The organism is Acidipila rosea, from assembly GCF_004339725.1.
GTDB classification, from domain to species: Bacteria; Acidobacteriota; Terriglobia; order Terriglobales; family Acidobacteriaceae; genus Acidipila; species Acidipila rosea.
In genome coordinates this window covers 99968-120885 of record NZ_SMGK01000004.1, presented here as the reverse complement: position 1 = coordinate 120885, position 20918 = coordinate 99968, and the positions used below count along the sequence as shown (strand labels likewise).

The 20918-nt window shown below is 57.8% G+C and carries 19 protein-coding genes; 8 read left to right on the top strand and 11 right to left on the bottom strand.

The window, feature by feature from the left end:
• Positions 1–2 precede the first annotated feature (2 nt).
• Positions 3–1253: a transcription termination factor Rho gene (gene rho, locus C7378_RS12650; protein WP_131997279.1), complete on the bottom strand. Its 1251-nt coding sequence runs from the start codon at positions 1251–1253 to the stop codon at positions 3–5.
• A 176-nt stretch (positions 1254–1429) separates the two neighbouring features.
• Positions 1430–1657, bottom strand: coding sequence for a DNA-directed RNA polymerase subunit omega (locus C7378_RS12645; RefSeq protein ID WP_131997276.1), 228 nt, complete (start codon positions 1655–1657; stop codon positions 1430–1432).
• Between the two features lie 638 nt (positions 1658–2295).
• Here C7378_RS12645 and rnc point away from each other — a divergent pair.
• From rnc to C7378_RS12625, 4 genes are read left to right on the top strand one after another with little or no spacing between them, the layout of a single operon-like run.
• On the top strand, positions 2296–3057 hold the full coding sequence (rnc, locus tag C7378_RS12640; protein ID WP_131997273.1) for a ribonuclease III: 762 nt from the start codon (positions 2296–2298) through the stop codon (positions 3055–3057).
• Positions 3054–3854 (top strand): signal peptidase I, encoded by an 801-nt coding sequence (gene lepB, locus C7378_RS12635; RefSeq protein WP_131997270.1) that lies wholly within the window; start codon positions 3054–3056, stop codon positions 3852–3854. Before rnc ends, lepB (C7378_RS12635) begins: the two co-directional genes overlap by 4 nt.
• 23 nt (positions 3855–3877) lie before the next feature.
• The gene (gene lepB, locus C7378_RS12630; protein ID WP_131997267.1) at positions 3878–4669 is read left to right on the top strand and encodes a signal peptidase I; all 792 of its coding nucleotides are present in this window, start codon (positions 3878–3880) and stop codon (positions 4667–4669) included.
• A 32-nt stretch (positions 4670–4701) separates the two neighbouring features.
• Entirely contained in the window at positions 4702–7158 is a 2457-nt protein-coding gene (locus C7378_RS12625) for an AsmA family protein (protein ID WP_165876799.1), read from the top strand.
• 6 nt (positions 7159–7164) lie between these two features.
• Here C7378_RS12625 and C7378_RS12620 read toward each other — a convergent pair whose 3' ends face one another.
• Positions 7165–8130, bottom strand: coding sequence for an energy transducer TonB (locus tag C7378_RS12620; protein WP_131997261.1), 966 nt, complete (start codon positions 8128–8130; stop codon positions 7165–7167).
• A 138-nt stretch (positions 8131–8268) separates the two neighbouring features.
• Here C7378_RS12620 and C7378_RS12615 point away from each other — a divergent pair, with 138 nt between their 5' ends.
• The gene (locus C7378_RS12615; RefSeq protein WP_131997258.1) at positions 8269–8418 is read left to right on the top strand and encodes a lmo0937 family membrane protein; all 150 of its coding nucleotides are present in this window, start codon (positions 8269–8271) and stop codon (positions 8416–8418) included.
• A gap of 146 nt (positions 8419–8564) precedes the next feature.
• On the opposite strand, the gene C7378_RS12610 is transcribed toward C7378_RS12615, so the two are convergent.
• The 3 genes from C7378_RS12610 to efp form a co-directional block, all read right to left on the bottom strand.
• The gene (locus tag C7378_RS12610; RefSeq protein ID WP_131997255.1) at positions 8565–9107 is read right to left on the bottom strand and encodes an adenine phosphoribosyltransferase; all 543 of its coding nucleotides are present in this window, start codon (positions 9105–9107) and stop codon (positions 8565–8567) included.
• Positions 9108–9114: 7 nt separating this feature from the next.
• Complete coding sequence (locus C7378_RS12605; RefSeq protein ID WP_131997252.1) at positions 9115–9396, bottom strand: acylphosphatase; 282 nt, start codon at positions 9394–9396, stop codon at positions 9115–9117.
• Positions 9397–9635: 239 nt separating this feature from the next.
• A complete protein-coding gene (gene efp / locus C7378_RS12600; protein WP_131997249.1) occupies positions 9636–10196 on the bottom strand; it encodes an elongation factor P in 561 nt (186 codons plus the stop codon).
• A gap of 164 nt (positions 10197–10360) precedes the next feature.
• Between efp and fliB the strand changes: the two genes are divergently transcribed.
• Positions 10361–11674, top strand: coding sequence for a flagellin lysine-N-methylase (fliB, locus tag C7378_RS12595; protein ID WP_131997246.1), 1314 nt, complete (start codon positions 10361–10363; stop codon positions 11672–11674).
• Positions 11675–11682: 8 nt separating this feature from the next.
• Here the strand turns inward: fliB and C7378_RS12590 are convergent, their stop codons facing one another.
• The 3 genes from C7378_RS12590 to tyrS are packed head-to-tail and all read right to left on the bottom strand — an operon-like array spanning position 11683 to position 14465.
• Complete coding sequence (locus C7378_RS12590; protein WP_131997243.1) at positions 11683–12630, bottom strand: hypothetical protein; 948 nt, start codon at positions 12628–12630, stop codon at positions 11683–11685.
• A 4-nt stretch (positions 12631–12634) separates the two neighbouring features.
• Positions 12635–13198: an anthranilate synthase component II gene (locus tag C7378_RS12585; protein WP_131997240.1), complete on the bottom strand. Its 564-nt coding sequence runs from the start codon at positions 13196–13198 to the stop codon at positions 12635–12637.
• Between the two features lie 19 nt (positions 13199–13217).
• A complete protein-coding gene (tyrS, locus tag C7378_RS12580) occupies positions 13218–14465 on the bottom strand; it encodes a tyrosine--tRNA ligase (protein ID WP_131997237.1) in 1248 nt (415 codons plus the stop codon).
• A 228-nt stretch (positions 14466–14693) separates the two neighbouring features.
• Between tyrS and C7378_RS12575 the strand changes: the two genes are divergently transcribed.
• Positions 14694–16631 carry an alkaline phosphatase family protein gene (locus C7378_RS12575; RefSeq protein WP_131997234.1) on the top strand — a complete coding sequence of 646 codons (1938 nt, stop codon included), beginning with the start codon at positions 14694–14696 and terminating at the stop codon, positions 16629–16631.
• A gap of 140 nt (positions 16632–16771) precedes the next feature.
• The gene (locus C7378_RS12570; protein ID WP_243648235.1) at positions 16772–17701 is read left to right on the top strand and encodes an aldo/keto reductase; all 930 of its coding nucleotides are present in this window, start codon (positions 16772–16774) and stop codon (positions 17699–17701) included.
• Positions 17702–17710: 9 nt separating this feature from the next.
• On the opposite strand, the gene C7378_RS12565 is transcribed toward C7378_RS12570, so the two are convergent.
• Complete coding sequence (locus C7378_RS12565; protein WP_131997228.1) at positions 17711–20254, bottom strand: ABC transporter permease; 2544 nt, start codon at positions 20252–20254, stop codon at positions 17711–17713.
• A gap of 165 nt (positions 20255–20419) precedes the next feature.
• Positions 20420–20887, bottom strand: a complete 468-nt coding sequence (locus C7378_RS12560; protein ID WP_131997225.1) for a GatB/YqeY domain-containing protein — start codon at positions 20885–20887, stop codon at positions 20420–20422.
• Positions 20888–20918 lie beyond the last annotated feature (31 nt).

The window sequence follows — 20918 nt, the reverse complement described above, 5'->3', positions numbered from 1 at the left end:
TTTTAGAGTGCGTTCATGTTGTGCAGGAACTCGCTGTTATTGCGAGTCTTTCCAAGTTTGTCGACCAGCAGTTCCATCGCTTCAGTCGGCGAAAGAGGATTCAGCACCTTTCGAAGCACCCAGATACGGCTCAGGTCCTCCTTCGGGATCAGCAGCTCTTCTTTACGGGTGCCCGAGCGCTGGATATCGATGGCCGGGAAGACGCGCTTGTCGACCAGTTTGCGATCGAGAATCACTTCCATGTTGCCCGTGCCCTTGAACTCCTCGAAGATGACCTCATCCATGCGCGAGCCAGTGTCCACCAGCGCCGTGGCGATAATCGTCAGCGAACCGCCTTCCTCGATGTTGCGGGCCGCGCCGAAGAAGCGCTTCGGGCGCTGCAGAGCATTGGAGTCGACGCCGCCCGACAGCACCTTGCCCGAAGGCGGAACAATCGTGTTGTAAGCGCGGGCGAGACGAGTGATTGAGTCGAGCAGGATGACTACATCGCGCTTGTGTTCGACAAGACGCTTGGCCTTCTCAATAACCATCTCTGCCACCTGAACGTGACGCGCTGCCGGCTCATCAAAGGTCGAGCTGATAACCTCGCCCTTCACCGAACGCTGCATATCCGTGACTTCTTCCGGGCGCTCATCGATCAGCAGCACAATCAGCACAACTTCAGGATGGTTGGAAGTGATCGAATTCGCAATCGACTGCAGCAGCATCGTCTTACCGGTGCGCGGCGGAGCTACAATCAAGCCGCGCTGCCCCTTGCCTACCGGGGTCAACAGATCCATCACGCGTCCGCTGATGCTCTCACGGACCGTTTCCATCTTGATCCGCTCCTGCGGATAAAGCGGGGTCAGGTTGTCAAAGAGAATCTTGTTGCGAGTCTCCTCGGGAGATTCGAAGTTGATAGCCTCGATCTTGACCAGGGCAAAGTATTTCTCGCCCTCATGCGGCGGACGAACATTGCCGCTGATCGTATCGCCGGTCTTCAGGTCGAACTTGCGGATCTGCGAAGGGGAGACATAAATGTCATCGGGGCCAGGCAGGTAGTTGTAATCCGGTGAGCGGAGGAAACCGTAGCCATCGGGCAGGATTTCAAGCACACCCTCGGCGAAAATATGACCTTCCTTTTCGCTCTGCGCCTGCAGAATCTTGAAGATGAGGTCCTGTTTGCGAAGGCCGCTGGTGCCGGGAATTTCGAGCGTGCGCGCAATGCGGCTCAGCTCGGTAATATTTTTTTCTTTCAGTTCAGAGATGGTCATTGTCACCTACGGTGGAGAGCTTTGAGTGGAGGGAAGGGCTTTCGGGAGGAAAATTGCCTTGAGTGCAGGTTTTCTTTCGTGTGCCAGTAAATCTGAATTGATTTTTATTATAGAAGAGAAGGCGGCGCAAGGCCGCGCTGCTATTTAAGCGGCGCGGCGCAAGGCCGCGCTGCTATTTAAGCGGCGCGGCGATGCTGCTCAGCGGCTTCAGCAGGAATCAGAGCGTGATGCGATTGGCTTCCTGCCGGGTTCGCGTAACGGAAGCGAACCAGAACTTCGTTAGTCGTATCCTGCAGCCTTGTGTTCGGCTTATGAAGCTTGCGCGTGGCCTTAGAAGCCAACTGGCAAAGCTGGTATCGATTGTTGACGTGGGCAAGCGCCCCAAAAATCAAATCAGACCGCATTTTGGTGTTCTCCTTAATCTTGTCTCGACCGTTCTATTTGCACACAAAGCCTCGCGACCCGGAGGAAGCGGCAATTCAGAAACGCATGGCAGTAAACCGGTCTTCGTAAAAAATCGTCATGTATATAGACGCACGTACAAGTCCGAGGATTGCAAAAAATATCCCCACTGGCCGCATTACCGACCCTGCCCCTTCTAAGCAGCAGACAACTGAGTCAACCAGGCGATGCGCTGGAGTAATCAGGGTCTCTTCGGATCGGAACTGCCTACAACGGCAGGCGCAAAAAGCAATCCTCAAAACAGTTGGGCGAGGGCCGCAATTCGGCTCGGCAATGATGAAATTAAACCTGTGGCGAGAGCAGGTCAACACTTTTTTTCATAGGTGATTACAGTTTTGGTTCCGTGATTTGGAAGGATGCCGAGTGCTATGGAATAGCCTTAAGCCTATGAATCATAATGATTTGCTATAGACCCGCGGTTGCCATTGCAAGCCTTAAATCTATGACATTCCATAGATCTGGCGACGCAGATATGCTTTTCTGCGGCCTAAATTCCTTCCATTGGGGGACTTCCCCTTGCGAAATCGAATAAAGTAAAGAAAGCCGAATATTGGCATGTCAAGGCAGGATCGCGGCGCTGATGGATCTCTCTAAGCTGGAATGCACACTCGGACACAAGTTCGGGCAGCAGCGCCTGCTTATCCAGGCGCTCACCCACAGTTCGCTCGCCCATGAATATGCCAATCGTAATTCTGGTGTAGAGCCTGGCCCCGATCTCTCTGACAACGAGCAGATGGAGTTCCTGGGCGATGCCGTTGTAGGACTGGTCGCGGCGGAGTGGCTCTATCTTAAATTTCCTGATCTGAGTGAAGGGGAGCTTACCCGGCTGCGCGCTGCGCTTGTCAGCAGGCAGCACCTCGGCAAAGTTGCTCAGGTTCTTGAGATTGGCAGCTATTTACGCCTGGGGCGGGGCGAAGAGCGCAGTGGCGGCAGGAAGAAAGGCGCTCTCCTGGCTAACTGTATTGAGGCGATCATCGCTGCTCTTTACCTCGATGGAGGTCTTCCGCCTGCCAGCCGATTCGTCGAGTCCTATGTCATCGCGCCTTATATCGACGGGCTTCGCTCCCAGATGAAGCATGCCAGCACCATCGGCGATTACAAATCAGCTTTACAGGAGTATCTCCAGGCTCAGAAGATTGGCCAGCCCGAATACATAGTCAAAGCGGAAAGCGGTCCGGATCATCGCAAGCGCTTTCTAGTCGCCGTGCAGACATCCACTGAGGGAACGGCAACTATGCTTGCCCGCGGCATAGGCGTGACCAAGAAGAAAGCGGAGCAGGAAGCAGCCCGCCGCGCTTACGACAAGCTGCGTCGGAGCCACCGCAAAGAGGTCGCATTATGAGCACTGTTGACCTACAGGTGGCCTCGGCTACACAACTCCAGCAGCAACACCACCACCATCTCTTCCCTTCTCTCCTTGAGGCGGCGCGATCGCTGGCATCTGTTCTGGTCATCTCTTTGTTCGCACTTACTTTTCTCGTCCAGCCCTTCCGCATCCCTTCCGAATCCATGGAGCGGACCCTGCTGGTCGGCGACTTCCTTCTGGTGAACAAGTCAGTCTACGGGCCGGCTGGGCATTGGGGATGGCTCCTTCCCTACGGCCGAGTGAAGCGTGGGGATGTAGTCGTCTTCCACTTCCCGCTCGACCCTCCGGAGCATGTCGTCAAGCGGGTCATCGGGGTTCCCGGCGACCGTATTCATCTGCGCAACGGCGAGGTCTTCGTGAACGGCAGGCCGATATCCGAACCATACGCCGTCTATGAACAAAGCTACCGGGACAGCTTCCGGGACCAGTTTCCGCTTACCCCTTACAGTGATCCGGGAGTTGACTCGCACTGGTGGCTGGAGATGCGGCGCGACGTGCAGGAAGGGGACCTGATCGTCCCGGCGAATAACTATTTCGTACTCGGCGATAACCGCAACCACAGCCGGGATAGCCGCTACTGGGGCTTTGTGCCGAAAGGGGCAATTGTCGGCCGCCCCCTGGTGGTTTACTTTTCCTTGCGCCAGCAGCCGGCGGATGAGTTGCCTGGGCTGCCCCAGACCCCCTCGAATGATAGACTCGGACACGATAACGATCCTATGAATGGCATCGTAGACTTCGCACGCTGGGACCGCATGTTCCACATCGTGCGTTGAGAATTTTTCGACTGAAGAGAGACATGGTAGAGACCCTCGAAAGGCCGCCCGTCGCACGGCAGCAGACGGATGAAACCCCGCTTGAATTCTTCGCCTCGATTTGTGGCGTCCTCGTGCTGGGGCTCTTCGCACTGACATTCATCTTTCAGAACTTCGAAATCCCCTCTTCGTCCATGGTCCGCACCCTGCTGATAGGCGATCACGTCGTTGTCGACCGGATTACGCTGGCGCCGCCTGCGCATTGGGCTCCCTTCGTTCACTATCGCGATGTCCACCGCGGCGACATCATCGTCTTCTACAAACCAGGTCAGCTCGAGCCGGATGGCACGCATCTCTTCCTCGTCAAGCGCGTGGTGGGCATCCCGGGCGATCACATCCATCTCAGGAGCGGCGTTGTCTACCTGAACGGTAAGGCGCAGAACGAGCCCTACGCGGCCAAACCCAGCGACGACAACTACTCGCCCTATCGTGATGACTTCCCCTCTGTTCCTCCGGCCGAGGCTGGCCCGGATGTGACCGCAACCTGGGGAGTAGATCTGGCAAATCATGTACAGGGTGAAGACCTAGTGGTTCCGCCGGGCAAATATTTCGCCATGGGTGACAATCGCCCCATGAGTCTTGATAGCCGGTACTGGGGCTTTGTACCGCGGGAGAACATTGTCGGCAGGCCGCTCTTCGTCTACTGGTCGTTCATTACGCCGGAAAACCAGATCGACAAGACCTCACTGTCTGACAGGGCAAGCTTCATGGGGCATGTGCTCATCCACTTCTTTGACCAGACGCGCTGGCGGCGGACCCTGCACCTGGTGCGCTGATGAACGGGCCATCTCGACCCGCACCTGTGAAAATGCGTAATGGCAAAGGCTGGCTGCTCTTCTCGCTGCTGGTGTTGCTTCTGCTCGCACTGATCCTGCCACCGCTGATCAACCTCAACCGCTACCAGCGCCGCATTGCCGCGTCCATCAGCAGCAGCCTCGGGCGTCCGGTGGAGATGTCGTCGGTCAAACTGACGCTGCTCCCCCTCCCAGGCCTGGCGATGAGCAATTTCGTAGTTGAGGAAGACCCGGCCTTCGGCGCTGAGCCGACTCTGCGATCTGCCAACGTCACTGCCTACCTGCGGCTTACCTCGCTCTGGAGAGGCAAACTCGAAATAAGCCGCATCAGCCTCGACGAGCCCAGCCTCAACCTGGTGCACACATCAGCCGGCCGTTGGAATATTGGCAGCCTGCTGCTGCAGGCCTCCCACGTTCCCAATGCTCCGACTTCGCAGCGGTACATCGGTTATGCGCCTCGCTTTCCCTACATCGAGGCCAACAACGGTCGGGTCAATTTCAAGGAGGGCCTGGAGAAACGGCCATTCTCCCTCCTCAACGCCGACTTTTCAATGTGGCTTGCAGATCCCGGCCAGTGGCGTCTCCGGGTGGAAGCGCAGCCCGTGCGGACCGATCTTGATCTCGACCTGTCTGACACTGGCCTGCTTAGAATTGAAGGCTCGCTCAAGCGCGCCTCTGCACTCGGCGACATGCCCGTCCATCTGACCGCTACCTGGTCGAAGGCGCCGCTGGGGGAACTTGCTCGCCTGCTGCTAGGGCACGATCTCGGCTGGCGCGGCGACCTCTATACGGAAACCGAAATTACCGGCGATGCGCACGCGCTTCAATTCAAATCGCGCTTGCGGGTGGATGATCTTCATCGACAGGAGTTCACGCCTTCGGAGACAATCCAGCTCGAGCCGACCTGCCTCTTTGTCTACCGCAGAGACAGGCAGATCGTCGACGGACTCAACTGCACTCTCCCCACCGGCGACGGCTCCCTCAGCCTCAAAGGAAGCCTGGGCTCACTGGCACAGCCTGCGCCGAGCCTCACTATCGGCATTGACCGGCTGCCGGCATCATTTGTGCTCACGGCGCTCCGAACCCTTCATCAGGGATTCGCGCCCGGATTAGAAGCGAAAGGCTCAGCTCACGGCTCCTTCACCTACCAGGCCACTGCCCCTTCTTCTGTACTGGAGGGCGGCATGACAATAGATACGCTGTCACTGAACGCGCCAGAGCTTAAGACGCCCCTCGAATTGGAGCCGATCCATCTCACAGCTTCCGGCAAAGCATCTCCGGCGAAGGTCACGTCGCACCATGGAGCACCAGCAGTTCCGGATCGCACTTCAGTCGAGCTGACGCCCTTTTCTCTACCCGGCAATTCGCTTACCCTGGCTGGCACGCTCACGCGAGCGGGATTTGAGCTGCACATGAATGGCGCTTCAACCATTGACCGCCTGACCTCTCTCGCCCGCAGCTTTGGCCTTTCGCACTCCTCTGTTGCGGCCCTTGGGCCGCAGGGTACTGCAGCGATAGCGCTCACCCTCCGCGGCCCATGGACTAAGGCCGTTGCAGCTACGCCGCGGCCCCTCGATGTGGAGGGGACCATGCGGCTGCAGAATGCCATCTACAATTCTGCTTTTCTCCCCGCTCCTGTTGAGCTCCTCTCGGCGGAGGCGAACTTTTCTCCCTCTGAGGTCGTGTGGAGCCCTGTATCGGCGGCATTTCAACACATCCCGTTCACGCTGTCATTGACTGTCCCGAAGAACTGCACGGGGCTAGACTGCGCCGTGTTGTTCAATGCCAGCACGGCAAACCTCGATGCTGGAGTTCTTGAACGGGCGTTGACCGGCAACTCAAATCGTGGCGCCTTGCTGGGCGAGATCATGACCCGCATCGATGCGACGCTCAGCCCCGGCAAGAACTGGCCTGCCGCATCGGGAGTCGTACGCGCCAACACCTTCCTGGCGGGTCCTATGGTTATGCGCAATATGACCGCTTCGCTCCAGGTGCAGGGAAGAAGCGTTGCGCTTCATACCCTCGACGCGCGAACGCTGGGGGGCACCGTGCACGCAAGCGGCACTCTGGATGCGGTCTCCGGCGCGCCTCCAAGCTATAACCTGAGCTTTGTGCTTACCAGGGCGGCGGCAACAGAAGCAGCCGCGCTCTTCCACGAAAACTGGGGCTCAGGAGAATTGAGCGCCAGTGGTGATCTGAAGCTGAGCGGTTACTCCCGAGCTGCTCTTGCCTCTTCGGCGCGAGGGACATTCCATGCCGCCTGGGATCATGGTGCGTCGACTCTCCTCGGCAGCTTTGAGCACTGGGATGGCAGCGGCACCGTGGAGCAGTCCAGGTTGACGCTGACTCGCTCTTCACTGACGCGCGGCTCAACCGGCGAACCACTCTCAGGGTCCATCGGGTTTGATCGTCAGGCGAATCTGACAGTCGGAACCCTGCATCTTGTGGGGCCAATGCAGCCACAGAAATAGTTCCGGCTACTGGTCCGCACCCTCCAGGGGAAAGTTGTGAAAGAGCAGCGTCGTCTCAAAGGGTGTTGGCTGCCCATTCACGAGATACGGCTCATAACGGGTTCCTTTTGCATACTCGAGAGCAATGTGCTTTAGCTCTTTGTCATCCGCATCGATAAGCTGTGCTTTGGTGACGCGGCCCTTTTCGTCAACCTGAACATGGATGAGTGCATTTCCGTACACGTCAACTTCATGCACTCTGCCATACTTTATGATCTTGTATTTCTCGGCATCCGGCGCGGGCTCAGCATCGCCCGGCGCCACGAAGATGGTAGGCGGAAACTTCTTCACCTCTTCCACTCTTCCGTCTGCCTCGACCATCAGCCGCTTGCCATCCCATATCCGAATCGTTGCAGCTGCAGTATGCGTACCCACCGTCTGCCAGTCGGAATAGATCACCGTCTGGTTCAGCAGTTGCGCATACGCGTAAACATGGATCAGCGGGTCAAAGCAGAGATTGGTAGTGGTTTCGTCGCTGGCACAGAGTAGAGGAGCGCCATTCACCTGCTGCGGAACCAGCCGGGGAGGGGGCCTGTACGCCATGAGGCGGTCAATCGCCGGCATCGGTTCGAGATATAGCTCCTCGAAGTCAAGCAGTTCCAGTGGCCGCTCACCCGACGTACTGATCCAGAGGTGATGGTCGATGAAGTTTTGGATGACCGTGTACTTGTACGCGCCTGCCACAACATCTGCGCGGCTGGAAATCATCGGATCGCGATAAACGTCATACGTCCCCGTAGTGACTTTGCCCTTCAGGTCATGCAACTTGAGGTCGTAATGAACATGGTTAGGCACATCGGTCGGCCCAGCACCAGCTAGCAGCACGTTGGCGCGCGCGATCGCCCGAGTCAGGCTCAGACTCTGCATCACCTGGGCGGAGCAGGCCAGCGGCGCAAGGAAAACGACGGCTAAGAGAAAGCGGCTGTCAATCATCGTATCGTGTGTGATGCTAGCTCCGCGCGGTCTGCGAAGCAAGCCATCGCGACCCGGATAACCACCAGATCAAAACCGCGCATCCAATGCCGGAGTTGCAGCGCGAACAATCGCGCATCTTTCTGGAGGACAAATCAAATGTTTTTAGTTCTTGCAGTCGTTCTGGTGCTGGCCTGGATTGGCGGCTTTGTAGTTTTCCACGTCTCCAGCTTTCTGATTCACCTGTTGCTGATTTTGGCGGTCATCTCAATCATCATGCACTTCGTGCGCGGATCGCGAACGGCATAACCTCGGCGGCCGAAAGAAGTTCAGCGATAGCCGATAGCAGTTTTCGCCAGGCCATGAGAAGGCGTCTGGCTCGCATCGGCAGCACGGAATAGAAAACCGGAAGACCGTTCAGGTCTTCCGGTTCACGTCTTCCAGTTCGATTTTCTCTACTCGTCGTAGTGCAACAGGCTGAAGACATCGAACTCAGGAAACTTTGCCCGCCCCTTCAGGAAGTCCAGCTCTACGGCAAAACCCAGCCCGGCAATCTCGCCGCCAAGCTGCTGTACCAGCTTCACTGTCGCCTCCATCGTGCCGCCGGTCGCGAGCAGGTCATCGACAACGACCACTCTCTGACCCGGCTCAATGGAGTCCAGGTGGATCTCAAGAGAATCCGTTCCGTATTCGAGGTCGTACGTAATGCGTGCAGTCTCCGCAGGTAGCTTGCGCGGCTTCCGCACTGGCACGAAGCCGGCATTCAGCCGATATGCGAGCGCCGGGCCAAAGATAAACCCTCGCGCCTCAATACCCAGCACCAGGTCGATGTCCTTGCCGATGTAATGGGCCGCCAGCGCATCAATGAGTGCCGCATACCCCTGCTTGTCCTTGAGCAGCGTGGTGATGTCATAAAAGAGAATGCCCGGCTTGGGAAAATCCGGTACGGTGCGGACAAGTGACTTGAGAGGTTCGCAGTTGATCGGCTGTTCTGACATGCTGGTTTTACCAGGCTCCTTCGATTTGAAACGGTCCAAGGCCATCAGCCTCAGACTCGGTAAGCTCGTGTTCCATCACGCTGTCGACACGACTGCCGCGCGATCCGTGGCCTAGCCTTCTACGCAACTCAGCCAGGTCTTCCTGCTCGCCCGCGGCAACTGCCTCCACATGACCATCTTCCGTGTTGCGCACCCACCCACGCAGGCCCAGCGCGCTGGCTTCTCGATTGACAAACCAGCGAAAGCCCACACCCTGAACGCGACCCTTAACTAGGAAATGGCAAACCATAGGAATCGTGGTTAGTTTTGCAGATGGGGCGGGAGAGCGCAAGCCGCCAGAAACGCCAAGAGACGCAGCGGCACTGCCAGCGAAGATATCCCCGCGGCAACTCCCCTTATATGCCCGCTAACCTCGTTGTCGCATTGGAAGGAATAGATACAGGGGTGCTTGGAACTAATAACGTGGCCCCTGAAGAAAACAGGCTGGCGTAAGCCACGCCAGCCTGCTCCAGAAAGCTTCGGCCGCCCTTACGCTCGGCTCATGTAGGCGCCTTCCGCCGTATCAATCCTGATCTTTTCGCCTTCGTTAATAAAGGGAGGTACCTGTACGACCAGTCCGGTCTCCATCTTTGCCGGCTTGGTAACTGAAGAAGCGGTCGCCGACTTGAGGCCGGGCTCCGTCTCCACCACGGTCAACTCCACCGTCTGCGGCAGCTCAATGCCCACCGGAACACCGTCAAACAGCGAAACCTTGATCTGAAGATTCGATGTTAGATACTCGACAGCATCGCCCAGCGTCTCCCGCTTCAGGTGGAGCTGCTCATAGTTCTCCGTGTTCATGAAGTAGTAGTCATCGCCGTCGTTGTAGAGATACTCCATCGGAATTTCGTCGACAATCACACGCTCAATCGGATCCGGCGAGCGAAAGCGGTGCTCAAACATGGCCCCGGTGCGCAGGTTGCGCAGTTTGGCCTGAATGAAGGCGCGCAGATTGCCGGGCGTGCGGTGCTCCACCGAGAAGACGGCGTGCAGCTCATTGTTGTGCTTGATAATCATGCCCGGGCGCATTTGGGTGGCGGGAATCGCCATAAAAAAAGCTCCTTGCTTGTGGTTCTGGGATTGTGCAGAGATTCGCGGTCGGAAAAACTCTCCGCTCCGATTGTAGCTTACGGGCTCCCGCACACGCGAGATTGGCCTTACCATCTCCTCTCTAAGTGCTTTCAAATCTGGCCTGCCCGCTGGCGGCCATTGGGATGCCGCATTCCCCAATGATCGGCATGCACAAGACGAACACCCAATCCGCCGCCTTCCTGCCTCTTCAGCCGGTCTATGAGCAGCGCTTTCGATGCATAGGAGCAGAGTGCGAGGACACTTGTTGCGCAGGCTGGACGATCCCCATCGACAAGGCAAGTTATGAGAAATACCAGCTGCTTCCGGCCAGCGCGCTGAGGACTAAGGTTGAGCAGCATCTACTGCTGACGCCGGAAAAGAACAGCGATGCGTACTACGCCAGTATCCAACACGATAGCCGCGGCTTCTGCCCATTCCTGGAGGAGAGCCTCTGCGGCCTGCAGAAGAAGCACGGGCCGGAATATCTTTCTCATACCTGCGCAAATTATCCCCGCAGCAGCCGACAGATCGACGGGCTCACGGAAAAGACGCTCCTGCTCTCGTGCCCCGAAGCCGCCAGGCTGGTCCTGCTCGAGCAGAACCTGGTGCCAGAGTTATCTGCAGCGCCCGTCGACGGCCTTCGCTATGGGCAATTCCATCACCTTTCCGCCGAGCCTGCCGGGGCTGGTGACCTGCCCATGGTTTACTTCTGGCAGATCAGGAGCTTTGCTCTGCTGCTCCTTCGGGACCGCAGCTATCCGCTCTGGCAGCGGCTGTTTCTCCTCGGAGTATTCTGTAAGAGACTCTCTGGCCTGGTAGGCGAAAGACAGATCCACCTCATCCCGAAGCTGCTCGAAGACTATAGCAAGATAGTTTCCGACCTCCTCCTCGGCGCGACCATGGAGGCCATCGCCGCGCAGCCTGCTCTCCAGCTGGACATTCTGCTGACGCTGCTCAAGAACCGCCTGGAGCGATCCCCCGTTAACGGACGGCTGCTGGAATGTGTGCGCGACTTCAGCCTGGGCATCGGCTTTGATCCGGCATCCACGCCTGCCGCCCTGCTCTCGCGCTATCTGGGGGCCAATACAAGATATTTCCGGCCATGGTTTGTGCAGAACGAGCTGCTCTTTGAGAACTATCTGAGCAACTACGTCTTCGCTCATCTCTTTCCCTTTGGGTCACCGGGACCGGAGCAAGGGCTGCATATCTATCGCGAATACATGCTGCTCTGTGTCCACTACGCAATGATCAAGGGACTGCTGATTGGGATTGCCGGACGCTATCAGTCCGCCTTTGATACCGCCTGCGCGCTCAAGCTCATCCAGTCTCTGGCAAAGGACATCGAACACAGCGCTCAATCAGTCGAGCAGATCGTCGACTTCCTTGAGACCAGCCATCTCGACAATACAAATGGCATGACTGTGCTCTTGAGGGATTCTGCCCAACCGGGGATGTAACGAATGTCTTACTTACCGAAGATCCGAGCAAAGAAGTGACCGACATGGTGCAAGAAACCTGTCTTCTGTTTCTTTACTGTGGGCGCAGGGGGGGCTGCCTGGGAGACCTCAGCGGGCGGCTGAACCTTCGCAGGCGTCACAGGCGGTACATCGACGGCCGAGTTATATGTCAGCGGCACCTGCACCTCCGCGTGAGCGGTACCGGGTGGCACTACAGGCCTGCTCGGCGGAGGCGGAGGAGGCTTCAATCCTTCGCTCTCGGCCAGGGGAAAAGCCGTATCAGCAGGCGTCGAAGACGGCCCTCCGACAGGCTGCCCGGATTTTGCCGGATGTGAGCCAGAGACGCCCGCCGATGCTACGGAGACTGCCGGGCTGGCTGGGCAGCCGCACGGCTCCGGCTCATTATCGACCACCTGCTGCAGGCTGCCATGTTCGAACAAAACCCGCTGATTTGGCTGCACTCGATAGATGCCGCCCTCAAACTGGCTGCTGACCGTCACATAAGGCGCATTCGCACCGTGATTATCGACGCAGGTATCGCCCTTCTGGTTGACGCGGACCTTCAGCTCCGCGCTTCCCGGCCCGGAGATCAGGATGCGTAGATCGGGTGTCATCAGCACGTCGGAATATTTGCCGGGCGTGTAGTTTGCCTCAAGCGCACCGCGGTCGAGCGCAATCAGCAGCGCCGACGAACTGGCATCGCCCACCGAGCGGTCCTGCGAAAGATGTACGGTCGTTGATGCGCAGAGCTCAAGCTCTCCGCCACGCGCCAGCGTCAGATGCGCTGTCTGATCGCCCGCTGTCACAGTCCCGCTGTTGGCGATGCTGGCTTTGCCATTCTCGACACTCAACGAGCCGGAGAGCGCAACACCCTGCGTGGGAACGTAAGCTATGGGTTTCTGCTGCGCAACGAGATCGATCGGCAGAAGCAGCCAGACGGCAACCCAGAGACGCATCCCGCTATAGCTCCAGAAAATTCTGAATCAGCCGTTTGCCATCCTGCGTCAGCACGCTCTCAGGGTGGAACTGCACACCCTCGACAGGAAACTTCTTATGGCGCAGACCCATGATGATACCATCAGCCGTCCTCGCCGTAATCTCAAGCTCAGGCGGCAGCTTCTCGTCGGAGACGATCAGCGAGTGGTAGCGGGTGCAGGTCATCGGACTGGCGATGCCGGTGAAGATGGTCTTCCCGTCATGAGTCACTTCGCTGGTCTTGCCGTGCATCAGCACCGGCGCACGCACCACCTTGCCGCCAAAAGCCGCCCCGATCGCCTGGTGGCCGAGGCAGACTCCGAGAATCGGCAACTTCCCTGCAAAATGCTGGATCAGCGCAATGCTGATGCCCGCCTCCTGCGGCGTGCAGGGCCCGGGCGAAAGCAGGATCCGCTCCGGCTGAAGCGATTCGACTTCCTCGACCGTCAGCTCATCATTGCGGCGGACAGTCATCTCGGCCCCAAGCTCGCCCATGTACTGCACGAGGTTGTAGGTAAACGAATCGTAGTTGTCGAGGACGAAAACCATTGCTGCTTTCAGTGTAGCGCTACTCCAGCACTGCTACCTTGGCGCGCTTGCCCACGCGAACAGTCAGGCGCGCTGGCATACGCTCCAGCGAGAGGTGCGGCTCGGCAGAGGCTGTTCCATCAATGCGCACCGATCCCTGCTTCAATTTGCGATTTGCATCCGTGCCGGAATCCGCAAGTCCCAGCCGCACGAGCAACTTATCCACACGAATCGCAGCGTGCTCCGCCGAGTAACCTAGGTCCGCAGGAGCAATCTGAACCTCCTCCAATCCTTCGACGTCGTCGCTCTTCTGCTGGAACTGCTTAGCCCAGTTCTCATCCGCCGCTCGGGCAGCCTCTTCCGAATGAAAGCCGCCAACGATAGCACGGGCCAGGCGCTTCTTGGCCTCCATGGGGTGGAGCACGCCGCTCGCCACATCCGCCTGCATCTGATCGATCTCCGACTGGCGCAAATCGGTCAGCAGCGTCCAGTAGCGCCACATCAGCTCATCGTTGATCGACATCAGCTTGCCATACATCTCCTGCGCGGGCTCATGGATGCCGATAGCGTTGTTGAGCGACTTTGACATCTTCTGCACGCCGTCCAGCCCCTCGATAATCGGCGTCATCAGCACGATCTGCGGCAGTTGGCCAAAGTCACGCTGCAGTTCACGCCCAGCCAGGAGGTTGAACTTCTGGTCTGTTCCACCCAGTTCCACATCAGCCTTGAGCGCGACTGAGTCGTAGCCTTGCGCCAGGGGATAGAGCATCTCGTGCAACGAGATCGGCTGCTCATTTTGAAAGCGGGCATGGAACTCGGCCCGCTCAAGCATCTGCGACACGGTGAACTTGGCGGCCAGCCGGATGATGTCCTCGAAGGTGAGCTTGCCAAGCCACTCAGAGTTGAAGCGAACCTCTGTTTTATCGCGGTCGAGGATACGAAAGACCTGGTCTGTATAGGTCTTCGCATTCTCGTCGATCTGCTCGCGGGTGAGCGGCTTGCGCGTCGCGGATCGTCCCGTTGGGTCTCCGATGAGCGACGTGTAATCGCCGACGAGGAAGATCACCTGGTGTCCGAGATCCTGAAAATGCTTAAGCTTCCGCATCAGCACCGTATGCCCCAGGTGCAGGTCCGGCGCCGTTGGATCAAACCCGGCCTTGACGCGCAGCGGCGTCCCGGTCTGGCGCGACTTTTCCAGCCGCTCACGCAGGTCAGAGACACGGATAATCTCGGCCGCGCCCTTCTGCAGCAGGTCAAGCTGCTCATCTACAGGAAGAAAATTAGCCATTGCTGGTAGCAGTATATCGGCAGAAAGCCCCTTTCCACGTTCGCCTTGTCAGCCATCCGGGCAACTTCGCTTTTGTACTTCGATTGACAGCGGGCAAGTTAAATCGAAATTCACATTTGATTGCGCTGGAATTCACTCCGGATTCACTTCGGGAGATTAAACCTGAAACGCCGCACCACATGACGCGTGCGGCTCCACGAATAACCTTTTACCCCCGGAGGGGATTCAATGAAACGTAAGTCAGAAATACTCCTCAAATGCGGAGCCGCGGTCCTTGCTGCCCTGCAAGTGGCCGCTGGTTGCCCGCTCCAGGCCGATGCTCGACCAGAAGAGTCTTCGTCTCAGAAAACTACCACGCCGATCAAGCATGTCATTGTCATCATTGGCGAGAACCGCACCTTCGACCATCTCTTTGCCACCTACAAACCTCGCGGGGGGCAGCATGTATGGAACCTGCTCTCGCGCGGCATCATCAATGCTGACGGAACGCCGGGCCCGAACTACGCCTACTCAGCACAGTACAGCGCCGTTGATAGCACAGGCTCCTACACCAACAGCCCCCAGCAAAAGAATCCCTACGCCCACATTCCGCCCATCGGGACAGGAGGTGCACCCACCGCCGCCAATGACGATGCTCCTCCGACCTTCCAGACCCTCCGCGTAGCAAAAATCGCCGATACCGGCCTCGCTGCCGGATACGAGAAGTTCCTGCTCACTGGCGCAACCGGCCTGAAGAAGAACTCGCTCGATACCCGTTTCAGGGACCAGGACGATCTCCGGGAGGGCGTCTTCCCAATCACCCCATCGATCGGCGCTGATGATTACGCTGCCAGCCCGGTGCACCGCTTCTTCCAGATGTGGCAGCAGGTGGACTGCAACGCCCGCTATGCCACGGAAGATAATCCCAGCGGATGCCTCAAGGATCTCTTCCCCTGGGTCGAGACCAGCGTAGGCGCAGGCAGCAACGGCAAGCCGCTGCCTGCCGGCTTCAACTCCCTCTCGACGGGGGAAGGCTCGACTGCCATGGGCTTCTACAACATGCAGCGAGGCGATGAGCCGTATCTGCGTGAACTGGCCGACGACTATACGCTCAGCGACAACTACCATCAGGCGGTGATGGGCGGAACCGGCGCCAATCACATCTTTCTCGGTTACGGAGATGCGCTCTACTACAGCGACGGCAAAGGTCATGCGACCCGCCCGCCGTGGAACCAGATCGAAAACCCTGACCCGCAGCCTGGAACCGACAACTACTACAAGCAGGACGGCTACTCCGGCGGAAGCTATGTGAATTGCGCCGATGGAAGCCAGCCCGGAGTGGAACCGATTCGCCAGTACCTCGGCTCGCTCAACCGGCCAGCTCCGCCCAACTGCCAGGCAAACCACTACTACCTGGTGAACAACTACAACCCCGGCTACCTGGCTGATGGCTCGCTGGGAGCGAAGACCAGCAAGTTCACCATCCCGCCCAGCTCAGTCCGCGGCATAGGCGATGCCCTGATGGAGAAAAATATCTCCTTCAAGTGGTATGGCGAAGGCTGGGATCTCTACTCCACCGATCCGGCTTACACCAATCCCTACAACCAGTACTGCAACATCTGCAATATCTTCCAGTATTCGACCTCGATCATGGCCAATGCTAAAAATCGGGAAGAGCACATCAGCGACACAACCCAGCTTTACGAGGACCTCGCGACGGGTAATCTGCCTGCGGTCTCTTACGTCAAGCCGGACGCCTTCAACGATGGCCATCCGGGTTCGTCCAAGGTCGACCTTTTTGAGGGATTTGTGAAGAAGGTCGTTGATAACCTTCAAGCCAACCCCGAGCTATGGAAAACGACCGCAGTTTTCGTCACTGTGGATGAGGGCGGCGGCTACTACGACTCAGGCTATATCCAGCCATTGGACTTCTTCGGGGACGGCACGCGCATTCCCCTTCTCGTCATCAGCCCCTACTCGCGTGGTGGACGTGTCGTGCACCAGTATTACGACCACGTCTCCATCCTCAAATTTATCGAACGCAACTGGCAGCTGAAGCCGCTGACCGACCGCAGCCGCGACAACCTGCCTAATCCAAGGACAGCAGAAGGCAACCCTTATGTCCCCACCAATGGCCCGGCCATCGGCGATTTGATGGAGATGTTCAACTTCCACGACAGGCGCTAGCTAAGCGATAGCCACAGGAGGCAGGCTCTCGGGCCTGCCTCTTTCTTTAGCGAAGCGCTTTTCCTCAATCCCTTCACGCATGCGTAACATCTCACCTAGAGGAGCAATTAATGGAAAAGAGGAAACTCGGAAATTCGGGAATGGAAGTGCCACCTATTTGTCTGGGCGGCAATGTTTACGGATGGACGCTCAACGAGGCGGACACCTTTCGCCAGCTCGACTCCGCGCTCGCGGCAGGGCTTAACTTCATCGACACCGCTGATGTCTACTCCCGCTGGGCTGCCGGACACATGGGTGGCGAATCGGAGACGATCCTCGGAAACTGGTTCGCCAAGAGCGGCAAGCGCAAGGAGATTATCCTTGCGACCAAGGTCGGCATGGACATGGGCGACGGCAAGCAAGGATTAAAGGCCGACTACATCCGTAGGGCCGTCGAAGATTCTTTACGCCGCCTCCAGACCGATTACATCGATCTTTATCAGGCACATAAGGATGACTCCTCCACGCCGCTTGAAGAGACTTTAGGCGCGTTCACGAAGCTCATCGAAGAGGGCAAAGTGCGCCACATTGGGGCTTCCAATTACACCGGCAGCCGTCTCGCTGAAGCGTTGGAGATCAGCCAGAAGAATGGTCTGGCAAAGTATGTTTCGCTGCAGCCGCATTACAACCTCATGGAGCGCAAGGAATTCGAGAGCGACCTTCTCACCGCCGTCGAAAAGTACAACATCGGCGTCATCCCTTACTTCGCTCTTGCGGCGGGTTTTCTCACCGGCAAATACCGCAGCAAGCAGGACGCGGAAAAGGCCGCCCGCGGAGGCATGGTAGGCAAATACCTCAACGAGCGCGGCTTTGCCGTGGTCGAAGCTCTTGATGCCGTTGCGAAGGAGCACCAGTCAAATCCGGCGCGAGTCGCTTTGGCCTGGCTGCTGGCCCAGCCTGGCGTGACTGCGCCGATCGCCAGCGCCACCAGCGAAAAGCAGCTCGAAGACCTGATCGCAGCCCCCGAGCTCAAACTCTCGCCGGAAGCTATCAAAAAGCTGAACGACGTAAGCGCGCCCGACGCAGCATAACCCTCACACTCACTCCATCCGCAGGGCCTGCATCGGTTCCACCGAGGCAGCCCTGCGTGCAGGAATCACTCCGGCGAAGAACGCAGCAATGCAAAGAGTAAGCGTCGTCAGCAGCAGGATCACCGGATCATAGGGCTTCGCCCCAAAAAGCTGGCTCGAGATGGCATAACCTGCTCCAACTGCCGCGGGAACGCCAATCGCCAGCCCTATAAAGATCTGTTGAAACGCCCCCCGGATTACCATTCGCAAAACTGCAGTTCTATCTGCGCCCAGAGCCATGCGCAGGCCAATTTCGTTCGTCCGCCGCTCCACGGAATAGGCAGTCACGCCATAAAGACCGATGGAAGCCAGGAGCAGAGCCAGCACTCCAAAGAGCGAGGTCAGTGTTGCAATCATCGATTGCTGATCAAACGCTGATTTGACCTGCTCGGCAAGCGTCTTGAAGCTGATGACAGGCAGATTGGGATTGACCTGCGCCACTGCGCGTCGAACCTGCGACTCAAGATTCGGAACATGGCCATTGGTCCGAATCTCGATGGCATTCATATAACTCAACATTTTCTCCCACGTCTGGGCAATCGGTTCTACATACTGCACATGCTGAGTGCCCGCGACGAAGTACATCGGGCGGATTGGCTGAAACGGCCCCAGGTATTGCGTGTCTTCAGTGACGCCGACTATCTCGTAAGTGCCTGCGTATTTTTGGTCCATCACGCCGAAGTGCTGCCCCATCGCGCTCTTGCCTTTAAAGAACCTATTGGCGAAGGTGCGATTCACGACCGCCACTTTGCGCGAACTCGCCGTATCCTGTTCAGTTATCCCCCGACCTTGCAGTATCTTCGTTCCAATGGTCTTGAAGTAATCCGCGGATACCCGATCAAGCCCAGAGACAGACTGATTGGAACCCTGGGGCGGCGGAGCCTGGCCCTCGATATAAACACTGAAGTTGGACTGATTACCATCCAAGGGGCTATTCAACGAAGCGCTCACGGACGTCACGCCTGGAATGCTCATCAACGCATCGTGAAGCTTCCGGTAGAACGGTTCCAGCTGATCGCTGCGATAGCCTGCGAGCTGAGGCCCACAGAACAGCATGTATCGATCCTTGGCATCAAAGCCGAAATTCTGGTTCTGCATATTCCTCAGGCTTTGTGTGAGCAACCCCGCCGCGCAGAGCAACACCAGAGATACTGAAGCCTGCACAATCACCAGCACCCGTTGAGTCAGATTTCCCTGCTGCCCAGTCGCGCGATTCGCACCGCGCAATGCTTCGATCGGATTGGCATGAGATGACATCCACGCGGGAGCAACTCCGAAGATCACCCCCGTCAGGAGCGATACGCCAAAGGCAAACCCCAATACAGCCACGGACGGGGAAGCATCAATCGGAATATAGGTATCCGGGAAGGCGAGATGCAGAATCAACTTCGTGCCGCCATACGCGAGAGCCACTCCAGCGACTCCACCGAGCACCGAGAGGGTGATGCTTTCGAGCAGCGCCTGGCGCACCAGTCGCGAGCGAGGTGCGCCGAGGGCTGAGCGCACTGATATCTGCTGCTTTCGCACTGTGGAGCGAACCAGCATCAGGTTTGCCATGTTCGCACATGCGATTAGGAGCACGAAGCTTGAAATCCACATCAGCAGATGCAGTCCGGACTTGTAGTTGTCGGCCATCCGCTGCACTCCGCCGCCGCCTGCGGAAAGATGCAGCGTCTGCTTCAGCACCAGCGGCCGGTCCTCCGAGCTGAGCTCGCTGACGGGGCTGAGCAGCCATTGCCGCAGCTCCAGCTGCATCTTAGCTTCTATCTGCTTTGCATTGGCGCCGGGGGAGATGCGTCCGATCAGGTTCAGCCATTCAATATTCGGCCTGTCGAGAATCGAGCTGCTATTCCGGAGAAGCGGCTCATCCCCAAGCGGTACCCACAGCGAAGGAGGATTGGACGTCAACCTCTCCCCGAAAAAACCCGGAGGAGTGATACCAATAATCGTGAACGGCTGGCCGTCTATGAGAAACGTCGAGCCAAGGATAGCTCTATCCTCGCCATACTTCTGCTGCCACGTACGAAAGCTCATCATCGCCACAGGAGCTGCGCCCTTGCGATCATCGTCAGGCGAAATCAGGCGCCCTGCGTAAGCTGCGATCCCGAGGGTAGAGAGAGCATTGCCAGAGACGAATTCGCTCGTCAGGCTCTCTGCCGGGTGACCACTTCCAGGCCGACGCACTGCGGCCATGTCCGAACTCGACTGGAAGGCAGCTAGCTGGCTGAAGCCCGGTGTATGGTCACGAAAGTCCCTGTACTGATCGTAGGAAAAGAGAGACCAATCGTCTTCAAGACCGCCGTTCTGGCAGCAGTTCTCAACATCCCCGATCCGCAGCAACTCGCTGGGCTGAGCCACCGGCAGCGACTTCAATAGCACGGCATGCACCAGCGAGAAAATCGCCGTGGTCGCACCTATTCCCAGGGCCAGCGTCAGGATGGCGGTAGCAGTGAATCCCGGTGCTTTGCGGAACTGGCGCAGGGCATAGCGGATGTCTTCGACAATAGCTGGCATGAACTTCTCCTGCCTTGGGAATACGCACTCGGCATGCCATCTTGTTCCACGTCTAAATGATTGATTTTGTTAGGGATTGGAAAGTCTTAGCTCGGAGGCATGTCCACTTCCGGACAATCGCTGTCCGGAAATGGACAATCGCAAAGGTGGAAGAACGGGGAATGCCTACTTTGCCAGCTCCGTCTTGACTACGTCGCTTACCTGCCGCCCTTCGGCCCGCAGTCCACTCGACTGGATGCGCGCCTGCACAGCCTTCATCGCGGTCCCCATGTCCTTTGGCCCGAGTTCCTGTCCGCCAGCCTTCAGCTCGGCCAGCGCTTCTATTACCAGGGCACGAATCTCCTCTTCGCCGGCCGCCTGAGGAAGGTAGTGCTCGATCAGTTTGATCTCCTCGGCCTCCTTCGCGGCAAGCTGAGGACGATTGCCCTTGGTGAACTGCTCAATCGATTCGCGCCGCTGCTTGATCATCGTCGTCAGCACGGCTTGCGCCTCGGTGTCGGTAAGTGGTTCGCGCTTCTCGATCTCTTTATTCTTGAAAGCGGTCTTAATCATCCTCAGCGTCGATAACCGCTCGGGCTCTCGCGCCTTCATTGCGGCGACCATTTCCTGATCTATTTGCTTTACTAGGCTCACGCCGGGGGCTCCAATCTACAAACTAACCATT